Raw genomic sequence first — 13,644 nt, 5'->3', positions numbered from 1 at the left:
TCCTGGTCCGGTGTATCAATGTTGGACAGCGGTGGTTTTCAGCCAGGTCTGGAAGTGAATGGCGCCCAGGCGCGCACCGGCGTCGGGCGTCAACGAGCGGTCGTCGATGGGGGCGCCGAAGTAAGTGGCCTGGGGGTCGGCGATGACTTCGCGAGGGTCCTGGTTGTACTGCAGGTAGCTGCGCACAAATTCCACCAGCGGCAAGCGCTCGGGGCCGGCGACTTCCAGCGTGCGGTTGGCCGGGGCCTGCTCGGCACTGTCGGCCAGGGCCTGAGCAACGTCGGCCGATGCCACCGGCTGCAAGGCAGCGTCGGTCAAGCGCACCCGGTTGCCCTCAGCGCCAGAGTAGGCAATGCCCGCCATGAACTCGAAGAATTGTGTGGCGCGCAAAATGGTGTACGGCACCCCCGACTGCTTGATCAGTTCTTCCTGGGCCATCTTGGCGCGAAAGTAGCCGCTGTCGAGCATGCGTTCGGTACCCACCACCGACAGCGCAATGTGGTGGCCCACGCCCGCGGCCTTCTCAGCGGCAAACAGGTTGCGCCCGCAGGTTTCAAAGAACGACAGCGCCGCGGCATCTTCGAATGACGGGGAGTTGGATACATCGACCACCACCTCGGCACCCTGCAGCGCCGGGCCCAGGCCTTCGCCGGTGAGAGCATCGACGCCGGTTCTGGGAGAAGCGGCCAGCACAACATGGCCCTTCGCCCGCAAGTTGTTGCACAACTGGGCACCGATCAGACCGGTGCCCCCGATCACGACGACTTTCATGGCCGACTCTCCCACGGTTGGTTAGTAGCAACCCTTCATCGTAGTTCGTCGTACAACCGGGGGCGTGGCAGCGGATCAGTGGTTGTCGTGCAGTTGCCACTCGGCGCTCTGGGCGAAAAACGCTTGCGCGTTGTCTTCCAGGCTTTCCAGGTGATAGCCGCCCTCCTGCACGATCAGGCACGGCAGGCCCAGGCTACGAATTCGCTCGCCCAGGAGGGCGAAACCTTCGCGGGTGACGGCAACCTTGCTTTGCGGGTCCAGTTCGAAGATGTCGAAGCCCAGCGACAGCACCAGCACCTGCGCGTCAAAGTCCTTCACTGCGGCCAGGGCCAGGTCCAGGTACGCGAGAAAATCCGCCTCGCTGGCACCGTGGACCATGGGCAGGTTCAGGTTGTAGCCCTCCCCGGCGCCGCTGCCGCGTTCATCGGCAAAGCCAGCCACACCTGGGTAGAAGTTGGTGGGGTCGCCATGCACCGAGACGTACAGCACATCATCCCGGGCGTAGAAAATCTCCTGGATACCCTGGCCGTGGTGCATGTCGGTGTCGAGTACCGCCACTCGCTCGAAGCGCTCGCGCAGCACCTGGGCGGCAATGGCGGCGTTGTTCAGGTAGCAGAAACCACCGGCAGCTTCGGCACGGGCGTGATGGCCCGGTGGCCGGCACAGGGCATAGGCAGCCGGCTCGCCATCGAGCAGCGCCCTGGCCCCGGCCACCGCGCTTTGTGCCGACCAGTAGGCCGAGCGCCAGGTCAGCTCGCCCACCGGGCAGCTGCCGTCGGCCAGATAACAGGCCGCCTGGGCAAGGATGCCGCGCAGTGCGTTGGGTTCGCGCACGAAGATGTTCGACATCACTTCATCGCCCCAGTCTTCGGGTACTTCCTTCCAGCGTCGATGGGCCTCTTCAAGGAACGTCAGGTACGGCGCACCGTGTACCGCCAGAAGCGGCTGCAGGCCGCCATCCGTGGGCTCGACGATCTCGAAGCCCAGGCGCTTGGCCGCCTGCAGCAGGTGCCGAGCACGCTCGGGCACTTCCTGAGGCGTGCGCATCTGGCCGCGGGAATAGTAGCTGCGCGGGTGGTGCAGCAGCTGTTCGGGGTGAAAGTAGCAACGCATGAGCTTCTCCTTAATCGACCCGGCCGGCACGGGCCAGCACGGCGTTGAGCAGTACGTCGGCGCCCTGGCGCACGTCCTCGGGCAGCACGTCTTCGGCCTCATTGTGGCTCAGGCCGCCCACGCAAGGGATGAACACCATGGCGGTCGGGCAGTAGCGCGCCAGCAGGATCGCATCGTGACCGGCACCACTGACGATGGCTTGCTGTGCGTATCCCAGGCCGTCCACCGCCGCCTGCACGGCGGCCACGCAGTCGGCATCGAAGGGTGTCGCCGGGCTGACCCAGTGGCGGTTGATGGTGACCCTCAAGCCACGCAGCGCGGCGATCGCCCGCAAGCGCGCTTCGACCTGCAGCTCCATTTCTTCGATGGCGCTGTCGTGGTGGTGACGCAGGTCCACGGTGAACTGCAGCAAGCCGGGGATGGTGTTGCGCGACGACTTGGCGATGCTCAGCTCGCCTACGGTAGTCAGGCCCTCGGGGGCGAAGTCGCTGGCCAGTTGTTCGATGGCCTGGATCATCGGGGCGGCGCCATAAAGGGCATCCTTGCGCAGGGGCATGGGTGTGGTGCCCGCATGGGCAGCCATGCCCTCGACCTGCACATCGAGCCAGCGAATGGCCTGGCCACCGCTGACCACACCGATGTTCTTGGCGTTGTCCTCAAGGATCGGGCCTTGCTCGATATGCGCCTCGAAATAGGCATCCACCGCCCCGCCCAACGGACGTTCGCCGGCGAAGCCGGTTCGCTCCAGTGCCTGGGCGACACTGATGCCCTCGGCATCGCGTACCGCCAGCGCGTCCTCGAGCTTCATGCTGCCGGTGAACACCGCCGAGCCGAACATGGCCGGGGTGAAGCGGGCGCCCTCCTCGTTGGTCCAGACGGCGATTTCAAGCGGCTTATGCGTCTGGATCTTCAAGTCATTGAGACGACGTACCACCTCAAGACCGGCCAACACGCCATACACGCCATCGAAGCGCCCACCTTCGGGCTGGGTGTCGAGATGACTGCCCATCATCACCGGTGCGGCATCCGGATCGCACCCTGGGCGATGGGCAAACAGGTTGCCGATAGGGTCGACGCTCAGGGTCAGGCCGGCTTCACGGCACCAGTGGGCGAACAGCTCGCGCCCGGCCTTGTCTTCTTCGCTCAGGGCCAGGCGGCAACTGCCGCCCCGGGCGGTGGCACCCACTTCAGCCATGGCCATCAGGCTCGCCCACAGGCGTTCGCCGTTGCTTTTCAACATCACAGCTACTCCAGAACTCATCGAAATTTCAGGCCATTTCCAGGCGGTGGGCGGCAGCATGGCGGCGCGCCAGGGCCAGCACACAGAGCAGCGAAATCGCCGCAATCACGCTGTAAAACACTGCCATCGGCCACCATTGGCCGGTGAACGTGTGTGCAAGCCAAGTGCCCACCAGCGGCGTCAGGCCGCCAGCAATGGCGCCACACACCTGATAGGCCATGGAGATCGCGGTGTAGCGCACATGGGTGTCGAACATGCCACTCACGTAGCCTGCGATCACCGCATAGAACGACGCCATGCAGATCACCGCCAGGGCAATGCCGACAATGATCAACGGTGCCTGGCCGGAACTGACCAGCACGAACATCGGATAGGGCGAGGCCATGGCCAGCAGCGACACCAGGCACAGGAACCGGGTGGCGCCCATTTTCTCCGCCACCCAGGCAGCCATGGGCTGGATGCAGAACTGAATGATCGCCACCACGAACAGGCACTCAAGGATCAACGAGCGTGGCAAGGCCAACTGCTGGGTGGTGTAGGCGATCATGAAGGTATTGGTGAAGTACACCCCGGCAATCCCCAGGGTATTGGCGCCGATGCACAGCAGCAGTGGGCGCCATGCAGTGCGCAGCACTTCCATGACCGGTGCCTGCTCCTTGCGCTTGGCCTTGCTGGCCTGTTCGCGACTGGCGAGGAACTCCGGTGACTCATTGACCCCCAGGCGAATCGCCAGGCCCACCAGTAACAACAGCGCACTGGCCAGGAACGGCAGGCGCCAGCCCCAGCTCATCAAGTCTTCTTCAGGCAGGCGGGTGACCGCGCTGAAGGCCAGCAGCGACAGGATCAAGCCCGCCGGGCTGCCCAACTGGGCGAAGGAGGCAAAGAAATTGCGCCGGCCCTTGGGTGCGTGTTCTCCGGCCATCAACACCGCCCCGCCCCACTCCCCGCCCACGGCAATGCCCTGGACGATGCGCAGCAGGATCAGCAACACCGGTGCGGCGGCGCCAATCTGCGCATAGGTGGGAAGCAAGCCGATGCAGACCGTAACCACGCCCATCATCAGCAAGGTGATCACCAGCGACTTCTTGCGCCCGATGCGGTCACCAATATGACCGAAGACGATTCCGCCCAGAGGCCGGGCGAAAAAACCCACGGCGAAGGTGCCGAAGGCGGCCATGGTGCTGAAAAGTTTGTCATCGGAGGGGAAGAACAAGGCGCCGAACACCAGGGCAGCGGCAGTGGCATAAATGTAAAAGTCGTACCACTCGATCATGGTGCCGATAAAAGCGGCAGCCGCGGCCCGGCGAGGCTGGGGCGAAGCGGGAGGCGTCATGGGTCAGGCTCCTTTGATTATTTTTCTGGCAGGAGAGAACGGTGTGTCCGGGGCGCTCTGACGGCGCCTGTGCAGGATCGATTTTTTGCCTGGGGCTATGATTAGTCAATTTTCTATTTATTATTCACACTATTAGCCGCCCTTATATTTACAGAGCCCACCATGCCTGACCGCCTGCTCAACGACCGCCTGGACTGGAACCTGCTGCGTACCTTCCGGGTGATCGGCCAGGAACTGAGCATCAGCCGCGCCGCCGCCCGCCTGCACCTGACCCAGCCTGCGGTGAGCCAGGCGCTCAAGCGCCTGGAAGAACAACTCGGCCGCCAACTGATCGCCCGACGCGGCCCGCGCTTTGCCCTGACTGAAGTAGGCGAGCAGATCTTCCACCTGGCCGGGGAAATCTACGGGCAGATGTCCCAGGTCAGCGGTGTGCTGGAACAACCGGCGGATGAAGTGATCGGCAAGGTGCGGCTGCTGATGATCAGCCGGATCTGTTCCGAGCCCTTTGATGACTTCCTGGCCGAGTTTCATCGCCAGCATCCCCGGGTAGACCTGGAGATCGACGTAATGCGCAGCTCCGACATCATCAGCGCCCTGCAGGAAAAGACCGCGACCCTGGGCTTGAGCCTCAACCGTCGCCCGCAGCCGCGCCTGGAGCAGCGCTTGTTCCTGCGCCAGCGCTACGCCTTTTTCTGTGGCAAGCACCATGCGCTGTTCGGCAAGCAGCAGGTGGCCGAAGGCGACCTGCAGAAAGAGAATTTTGTCAGTTTTACCAGCGACCAGATTGGCGGGATGCTCTCGCCATTGACCATCTTTCGTGACCAGCAAGGCTTCAGCGGGCGCATCGTGGCGTCGTCGCCGAGCCTCGAAGAAGTGCGGCGTCTGGTGATTGCCGGATTTGGCATCGGTTGTTTGCCGGCCCATGTTGTGGCCGCGGATGTCGAGGCCGGGTTGCTCTGGCAACTGCCGCCCAATGAAGGGATTGCCGATGTCGACATTCACCTGCTGTGGAACCGTGAGCAACGCATGAGCCGGGCCGAGTCGGTGTTCATCGAGGCCGCTCAAGCCAGTTGTGGGCTGGCTTCGTAGCAGCGGCTACGGTTTTGCCGATAAATATCTGCAACACACCCCACACTGTCTATTTTATTAGACGTTCGTATTACACGCCATTCGGCCATAACTGTTGGTGTAGAGCACCAGGATTGATATTCCCCGACAAACTCTTGAAACAATTTGTCAGAATTTAATTGACACACCTCTGTCACCTTCTTATTTTCGCTCCTGCCTCACCTCCTTCAAAAAAATAATTCAAAACAAAACACGGGCCAGTGCCATCCATGATGCCAGTCTCTTCACGCGCACCCAGCAAGCAGAACAACGGACCCGTTCTCAGCGTTACCCCTCGCCAGCCCGCTCCTCAGAACCAGGAGCGCGCCCAGCATGCCCAGTAATAACGCCGCAGCCCCCGACGCCCAATTCAAAAAAACGCTCAAGCTCTGGCAGGTGGTGATCATCGGCCTGGCCTACATCGCCCCGATGACCGTGTTCGACACCTTCGGCATCGTCTCCGGCATTACTGATGGGCATGTACCCAGCGCTTATGTGTTGGCCCTGCTCGGCATCCTCTTCACCGCCGTGAGCTACGGCGTGCTGGTTCGCCGCTTTCCGGAATCCGGCTCGGCCTACACCTACACCCGCCGGGCGATCAATCCGCATGTGGGCTTTCTGGTTGGCTGGTCGTCGCTGCTCGACTACCTGCTGCTGCCGATGGTCAACGCCTTGCTGGCCAAGCTGTACCTGTCGGTAATGTTCCCCGAGGTGCCGGCCTGGGCCTGGGTGGTGGGTTTTGTGACGGTGATGAGCCTGATCAACATCCGCAGCATCAACCTGGTGGCCAACTTCAACACGCTGTTCGTGGCGATCCAGGCCATCATCATCGGTGTCTTCATCTACCTGACCGTGCGCGGACTGCACAACGGTGAAGGCCTGGGCACCACGTGGAGCCTGCTGCCGTTTGCCGGCGAAGACACCCACCTCAATGCGCTGGTGGCCGGCGCCACCATCTTGTGTTTCTCGTTCCTGGGCTTTGATGCAGTCACTACCCTGTCGGAGGAAACCGAGAACGCCGAGAAGGTCATCCCGCGGGCGATCTTCCTGATTGCGCTGATCGGTGGCCTGGTGTTCATCATCGTTTCGTTCTACATCCAGTCGTTCTTCCCGAACATGGACCGCTTCCAGGACCACGAGGCCGCACTGCCGGAAATCGCGCTGTATGTAGGCGGCAAGCTGTTCCAGTCGATCTTCATCTGCTGCACCTTCATCAATACCCTGGCCTCGGGCCTGGCCTCACAAGCCAGCGTGTCGCGCTTGCTGTATGTGATGGGCCGCGACAACGTCATCCCCAAGCGCTACTTCGGCCGCCTGCACAGCACTTGGAAAACCCCGGTGATCAATATCGTGATCGTCGGCTTCATCTCGCTGTCGGCTATTTTCTTCGACCTGGTGACCGCCACCTCGGTGATCAACTTCGGTGCGCTGGTGGCCTTCAGTTTCGTGAACCTGTCGGTGATCGTTCACTGCTACTGGCGAGAAGGCCAGAACAAGACCCTGGCCGACAAGTTCAAGTACCTGGTCGTGCCCACTATCGGTTTTTGTATCATCGCCATCCTGTGGCTGGACCTCGATGAGCACTCGCTGCTGTTCGGCGGGGTCTGGGCCGCGACCGGGGTGTTGTACCTGGCGTACCTGACCAAAGCCTTCAAGGTTGCGCCGCCGAGTTTCATTGCCGAGTAGAGCCCCATGAGAACAGCCCGTCGATATCGACGGGCTTTTGCGTTCAATACCGCCAACAATAAGGACGTCCCCATGCTGCTGCGCCGCCTGCTGATTCAATGGAAGATCACCCTGCTGGCAGGCCTGTGCCTGCTGGCCATCGTCGCGGTGCTGATGGCGGCGGCGCTGTTTCAATCCAGTCGCAGTGCCGCCCTGGTCAACAGCGCCAACACGCAGATACTCGACCAGAACGCCCGCCTGCGCCTGCACACTTATGCCCAGCTGCAGGCGTCGCGCATCCAGCGTTACTTCAAGGATGCCTACCTGTATGGCAACGGCGTCGCCCACCTGATGACGGCGCTCAAGGCGCAAGGCAGCGATAACCTGCGCCAGGTGCTGACGGCGCAGGCGAAAACGGCACTGGGCGACAATCCGGAACTGCTGGGCCTGTACCTGGTGTACTTGCCCGATGCGCTCGACGGCAAGGACAGCGCTTTCATCGATCAGGCCGACCTGGGCAGCAATGAGAGCGGACGCTTTTCCCTGTATTGGTCGCAACCAAAGCCCGGCCAACTGGAGTCCGAGGCGATGCCTGAGTCCATGCTCGCCGACACCACCCTGGGCGCCAACGGTTTTGCCTACAACCGCTGGTTGACCTGCCCATTGGAAACCGGCGAAACCTGCGTGATCGATCCCTACTTCGACACCGTCGGCGACCGTACGCCATTGATGACCAGCATTGCCATCCCGCTCAAGCAGGGCGGCAAGGTGATCGGCGTGATGGGCCTGGACATCAGCCTCGACAACCTGCAGCAACTGAGCCTTGAGGGTCGTCAGGAACTGTTCGACGGTAACGGCCAGGTCAGCATCATCAGCCCTGCCGGCCTGCTGGCCGGGCATAGCCGTGACGGCGGCCAGCTGAGCAAGAAGTTCGAGGCAGTGTTCGGCCCGCAAGCCAGCGCCCTCACCGCACAGATCCGCGCCGGCAAGGCGGCCGAATTCACCAGCGATGGCATGCTCCAGGTCAGCCAACCGTTTGTGCCGGTACCCGGTGCGCAGCCGTGGAACCTACTGCTGGAAGTACCCGAAGCGGTATTGCAGGCCCCGGCCATTGAGCTCAATGCGCGCCTGGACGCCCATAATACCCGCGCCAACCTGACCAGCCTGCTCATGGCTCTGGGCGCCGCCGTGCTCGGGCTGCTGGTGATCTGGATGACCGCCCGTGGCGTGACCCGGCCGATCCTCAAGGTGGCGGCGATGCTCAAGGACATCGCGAGCGGAGAAGGCGACCTCACCCGCCGCCTGGACTACAACGGCAAGGATGAACTGGGCGAACTGACAGGTTGGTTCAACCGTTTTCTCGACAAGCTGCAACCCGTAATTGCCGACGTCAAAACCTCGGTACAGGATGCACGCGGCACTGCCGACCAGTCGGCAGCCATCGCCAGCCAGACCAGCGCCGGCATGCAGCAGCAATTTCGCGAAGTGGACCAGGTGGCCACTGCCTCGCAGGAAATGAGCGCCACTGCCCAGGACGTTGCCCGCAACGCCGCCCAGGCGGCGGAAGCGGCGCGCGGTGCCGACCAGGCTACCCGTGAAGGGTTGGCGCTGATTCGCACCACTACCCGCGCTATCGAACAACTGGCCTGCGAGATGACCGCCGGCATGGAAGAAGTGCAACAACTGGCCAGCCGCAGCGAGCAGATCGGATCGGTACTTGAGGTTATCCGTTCTATCGCCGAGCAGACCAACCTGCTCGCCCTGAACGCCGCGATCGAAGCGGCCCGTGCCGGTGAAGCGGGCCGGGGCTTTGCCGTGGTGGCAGATGAAGTGCGCAACCTGGCCAAGCGCACCCAGGACTCGGTGGATGAAATCCGCGTGGTAATCGAAGGGCTGCAGCAAGGTACGCGCGAGGTAGTCGGCTCGATGCACAGCAGCCATCGTCAGGCTCAGAGCAGCGTGAGCCAGGCCGAGCAGGCGCTGCCGGCGCTGCAGCGGATTGGTGAGGCGGTGACAGTGATCACCGACATGAACCTGCAGATTGCCTCGGCCGCCGAAGAACAGAGCGCGGTGGCTGAAGAGGTGAACCGCAATGTAGCGAGCATCCGAGACGTGACCGAATCGCTATCCGGGCAGGCTGAGGAGTCGGCACAGATCAGCCAGGCGTTGAACCGCCTGGCCAATCATCAGCAAGGGCTGATGGCGACGTTCAAAGTGTAGAAGCCGCCTTGCTGCACTACCGCGATGTGGTTGGAAGATCGCGCTGGAGGGGCAAGCTCGCTGCTGCGGGCCGAGGGGACTCCCCGGCCCCTTGGCAGGCTACGAAGTCTTCCTTGCGCAGCGCTACCAAAGCAATCAGCGACACCACCCCGGTGCCGATGTAGAAGTACCACGGTGACGAAATATCCCCGGTCTGCTGGATCAGCCAGGTCGAAATGAACGGCGCACTGCCGCCGAACACCGCCACCGGAATGTTGTACGCCACCGCAATCCCCGTGGAGCGGATGCGCGTGGGCAGCAGTTCGCTCATGGTGGCGTAGGTGGACGAGGCATACAGCCCGAAGAAGATCGCCACCGCCATCAACGGCAGGAAGAACGAACCCGGCGTGGCCGTGGGCGCCGCCTTGAAGAACCAGTACATCGAAAGCGTTGCCAATACCCCCACCACTATCAGGAAAGGTTTGCGCCCGTAGCGGTCGGTGAACAGCCCGCCAAACGGCATGACGAATGCGGCCGTCAAACTGGCGATGAACACGTAGAGCAGCGTGGTACCACTGTCGAACTTGAGGATCCGCGACATGTAGGTGGAGGCGAACGTCAGTACCAGGTAGAAGATCGAGCTGTGCAGGGTGATGATGAAAAACACCAGGGTGATCGCCCGCTTCCATTGCCACACTTCACGCAGCGGTGCCTTCGAGGTTTCCCCGGCCCTCTGCAGCGCCAGGAACTCAGGGCTGTCCTCGAGTTTGAGGCGAATGTACATGGAGATCAGCCCCATGGGGCCGGCGACCAGGAACGGAATGCGCCAGCCCCAGTCCTGCATCATTTCCGCACCCAGCAGCCAGGTCATACCATTGGCGACCGCACCACCCAGCACCAGGCCAAGCACAGCGGTCACCATCAGCCAACAGGTAGAGAAGCCCCGCCGCCCGGGCCCTGCATATTCAGAGATGAAGCTGGTGATGGTGCCGATCTCGCCACCGGCAGAAAAGCCTTGAACGCAGCGAATCAGTACCAGCAGGATCGGCGCGGCGATACCAATGGAGGCGTAGGTGGGCAGCATGCCCAACAGGCAAGTGGAGCCTGCCATCATGACCAGGACAGTGATGAGCGTTTTGCGCCGGCCGACCCTGTCGGCCAGCGGTCCGAAAAACAGACCACCCAGTGGCCGGATGAAAAAGCTCAAGGCAAAGGCGGCAAAACTGCTGAGCAAACTGGTGGTCGGGTCGTCGGAGACGAAAAACGCCTGGCCGATGTACACCGCCAGAAAGCCGTACACGCCATAGTCGTACCATTCAATGAGGTGCCCAGAGGTTGCACCGATAAAGGCGCGGCGCCGTTGCCGGGCCGGGTTGTGCTGACGCGTTGCCATAGAAGTATTCCTGTCTTGTTCTTATTGATGGAAAACAGTCACGGGGAAACAACCGTACCGGGAGCCTCCTGCAGCCATTGACGCAGTGCAGTCTTGGGCACCTTGCCGTAGCTGTTTTTCGGCAATTCGGTGAGGAACACGTACTTCTTCGGCTTTTTGAACGACGCCATGCGCGCGACGAACCAGGCCGTGAGCGATCGTTCATCCAGCGGCTGGTTGTCACGGGCAACCACAAAGGCCACCACCGACTCGCCCCACTCTTCGTCCGCCTCGCCAACCACGCACACCTCGAACACCTCGGGGTGCAGCGCCAGCACCTCCTCCACCTCTCGCGGATAAACGTTGCTGCCGCCGGAGATGATCACGTCTTTGCAGCGGTCGGTGAGGGTCAGGTAGCCATGATCGTCAAAGTAGCCAATGTCGCCGGTCAGCAGCCAGCCATCGACCAGTGCCTCGCGTGTAGCCACCTCATTGCGCCAGTAGCCATGCATCACCGTCGGCCCACGCACGGCAATCTGGCCAGGCTGCCCTGCCGGCAGCGAGTGCAGCTGGGTATCGAGCACGCAGACATCCACACAGGCATGTGCCCGCCCCACCGAAGAGACGATGCGGGACCAGTCCGGGCGCTCACGATCGGCGATCAGCTCGCGGGACAAGGCGCTGATGGTCATCGGACTCTCCCCTTGGCCGTAGATCTGCACCAGACGCGGGCCAAAGGTGCTGAGCGCCTCCTGGAGATCGGCCAGGTACATCGGCGCACCACCGTACACGATGGTCTTGATGCCTTCGCCGGCATAGCCGATACACCGGGCCTGCTCGACCATGCGCTTGACCATGGTCGGCGCCGCGAACAGCGTTACGTTGCCCAGCTGGGTGGCAAGCCCGAACAGCTCGTCGGCCTTGAAGCCACGACTCTCGGGCACTACATGCCGGGCGCCGCAGCGTACATGGATGAAGTTGTACAGGCCGGCACCGTGGGACATGGGCGCGGCATACACCACGGCGTCCAGGGCACTCACCGCATCCACATCCAGCGGGTAACACAGCGACATTGCCGCCAGATTGCCATGGGACAGCATCACGCCCTTGGAGCGCCCGGTGGTCCCGGAGGTGTAGAACAGCCAGGCCAGGTGATCGGCGTTGCAGCTATAGGGGACGGGCTGGACACCACCGACATCGATCGTTGTCCGGCTGCGCCCCGCCATCTCGCGGCAGGCCAGCTCGTTGGGGGCAAAAACCTGCCCGTCATCCGTGAACAGTACCCGTGCCTGGGCGTTGTCAACGATCCAGCCGGCTTCGCTGCGGTGCAGCTTGCAATTGATCGGCACCACCACGCCGCCGACCCACCACACCGCGTACATCAGCTCCAGGTACTCGCAGCAGTTCTTCATGAACAGCGCCACGCGATCACCCGGTTCGACCCCGTGCTGGTGAACCAGCTCGTGGGCCAGGCCGCGCACCCTGGCAGCAAAGCCCTGATAGTCGGCAACCTGCCGCGCCCCTTCGAACAGCGCCGGACGCCCGGGCCAGCACTGGGCAGCGGCATGCAGCCAATTGGCAATATTCACCGTTACGCCCTCCGCGCCTGCAGCACCGTGGCGTAGTTGGCCACCGCCATTCCACCCATGTTGAACAACAGGCCGAACTCGGCATTCGCTGCCGCCAGGCCGATCGGGTTGCCGGTCAACTGGCCGAACGCCAAGGCATGCATCGACACCCCCGTGGCCCCCACCGGATGCCCCTTGGCCTTGAGCCCGCCCGACAGGTTTACCGGCAAAGTACCGCCGGCCTGCACGATCCCCTCTTCCAGTACCCGATGACCCTGACCTTTCGGCGCCAGGCCCATGGCTTCGTAGATCAGCAATTCGGCGATTGTGAAACAGTCATGAACCTCGGCAAAATTCAGCTCATCCAGCGTGACCTGCGCCTGGCTCAGGGCAGACTGGATCGCCCGCTGCGGGCCTTCGAACGCCAACAGGTCGCGCCGGGAAAGCGGCAAAAAGTCATTGACCTGAGCCATGCTGCGGATCGCCACCTCACGACGGAACTGCCTGGCGCGTTTTTCCGACGCCAGCACGATCGCCGCCGCGCCGTCGGTGACCAGCGAGCAGTCGGTCAAGCGCAGCGGCTCGGCGATGTGGGGGTTGCTCTCGGACACCGTATTGCAGTGCTCGAAACTCATGGCCTTGTGCATCTGCGCCAGCGGGTTGGCCATGGCGTTGTCGTGGTTTTTTGCGGCAATCGCAGCCATGGCCGCCAGCGGACTCTGGTAACGCTGGCCGTACCCCGCGGCTGCCAGCCCGAACAGCTGAGGGAAGCTCAACCCAGCCTCTTCTGCATCATGCTGATACCCCGCCCCGGCCAGGGCTTGGGTAACCTGTGCGGTGGAGTTCGAGGTCATCTTCTCGGCCCCCACCACCAGCACCAGCTCCGCAGCGCCCGAGCGAATCGCATTGATCCCCGCCTGAATCGCCGCCGCGCCCGAAGCACAGGCGTTCTCGCAACGCGTGGCGGGTTTGAAGCGAAGCGCAGGATCGGCCTGCAGCATCAACGATGCCGGGAAACCGTCGGGAACCAGCCCCGAATTGAAATGCCCGAGATACAGCGCGTCGATCTCCGAAGCGGCAACATCCGCATCCGCCAGCGCGGCACGGGTGACATCAACGATCAGATCTTCCAGCGTGGCATCGTTCAGGCGGCCAAAACGCGAATGCGCGGCGGCGACGATGCTGATGGAATCGGTAGCCATAGTTTTATCCTTGTGGTTGAACAGGCGTTCCCTACAATGGCCCCAACCTCCAGGCCCTCGCTATTCGTGCAACT

The 13,644-nt window shown here is 62.6% G+C and carries 10 protein-coding genes; 3 read left to right on the top strand and 7 right to left on the bottom strand.

Annotated features, from left to right (window positions below; all coding sequences use genetic code 11):
- Positions 1-15: 15 nt before the first annotated feature.
- The 4 genes from ABVN19_RS06125 to ABVN19_RS06110 form a co-directional block, all read right to left on the bottom strand.
- The gene (locus tag ABVN19_RS06125; RefSeq protein WP_028941686.1) at positions 16-771 is read right to left on the bottom strand and encodes an SDR family oxidoreductase; all 756 of its coding nucleotides are present in this window, start codon (positions 769-771) and stop codon (positions 16-18) included.
- A 75-nt stretch (positions 772-846) separates the two neighbouring features.
- Positions 847-1,884, bottom strand: a complete 1,038-nt coding sequence (locus ABVN19_RS06120) for a histone deacetylase family protein (protein WP_028941685.1) — start codon at positions 1,882-1,884, stop codon at positions 847-849.
- Between the two features lie 10 nt (positions 1,885-1,894).
- Positions 1,895-3,124, bottom strand: coding sequence for a Zn-dependent hydrolase (locus ABVN19_RS06115; RefSeq protein ID WP_105641792.1), 1,230 nt, complete (start codon positions 3,122-3,124; stop codon positions 1,895-1,897).
- 28 nt (positions 3,125-3,152) lie between these two features.
- Positions 3,153-4,457 carry an MFS transporter gene (locus ABVN19_RS06110; protein WP_028941683.1) on the bottom strand — a complete coding sequence of 435 codons (1,305 nt, stop codon included), beginning with the start codon at positions 4,455-4,457 and terminating at the stop codon, positions 3,153-3,155.
- 162 nt (positions 4,458-4,619) lie between these two features.
- Here ABVN19_RS06110 and ABVN19_RS06105 point away from each other — a divergent pair, with 162 nt between their 5' ends.
- The 3 genes from ABVN19_RS06105 (at position 4,620) to ABVN19_RS06095 (ending at position 9,449) form a co-directional block, all read left to right on the top strand.
- On the top strand, positions 4,620-5,546 hold the full coding sequence (locus ABVN19_RS06105; protein WP_105641793.1) for a LysR family transcriptional regulator: 927 nt from the start codon (positions 4,620-4,622) through the stop codon (positions 5,544-5,546).
- 351 nt (positions 5,547-5,897) lie between these two features.
- On the top strand, positions 5,898-7,250 hold the full coding sequence (locus ABVN19_RS06100; RefSeq protein WP_028941681.1) for an APC family permease: 1,353 nt from the start codon (positions 5,898-5,900) through the stop codon (positions 7,248-7,250).
- Between the two features lie 72 nt (positions 7,251-7,322).
- Complete coding sequence (locus ABVN19_RS06095) at positions 7,323-9,449, top strand: methyl-accepting chemotaxis protein (RefSeq protein ID WP_105641794.1); 2,127 nt, start codon at positions 7,323-7,325, stop codon at positions 9,447-9,449.
- A gap of 16 nt (positions 9,450-9,465) precedes the next feature.
- Here the strand turns inward: ABVN19_RS06095 and ABVN19_RS06090 are convergent, their stop codons facing one another.
- From ABVN19_RS06090 to ABVN19_RS06080, 3 genes are read right to left on the bottom strand one after another with little or no spacing between them, the layout of a single operon-like run.
- Positions 9,466-10,821: an MFS transporter gene (locus tag ABVN19_RS06090; RefSeq protein WP_105641795.1), complete on the bottom strand. Its 1,356-nt coding sequence runs from the start codon at positions 10,819-10,821 to the stop codon at positions 9,466-9,468.
- Between the two features lie 38 nt (positions 10,822-10,859).
- On the bottom strand, positions 10,860-12,389 hold the full coding sequence (locus ABVN19_RS06085) for an AMP-binding protein (RefSeq protein WP_105641796.1): 1,530 nt from the start codon (positions 12,387-12,389) through the stop codon (positions 10,860-10,862).
- Positions 12,390-12,391: 2 nt separating this feature from the next.
- The gene (locus ABVN19_RS06080) at positions 12,392-13,570 is read right to left on the bottom strand and encodes a thiolase domain-containing protein (RefSeq protein WP_105641797.1); all 1,179 of its coding nucleotides are present in this window, start codon (positions 13,568-13,570) and stop codon (positions 12,392-12,394) included.
- Positions 13,571-13,644: the final 74 nt, after the last annotated feature.

The sequence above is a fragment of the Pseudomonas vranovensis genome (genome assembly GCF_040438935.1).
Taxonomy (GTDB): domain Bacteria; phylum Pseudomonadota; class Gammaproteobacteria; order Pseudomonadales; family Pseudomonadaceae; genus Aquipseudomonas; species Aquipseudomonas vranovensis.
The sequence above is the reverse complement of the archived record's forward strand: the minus strand, read 5'-3'. Positions and strand labels throughout refer to the sequence as shown.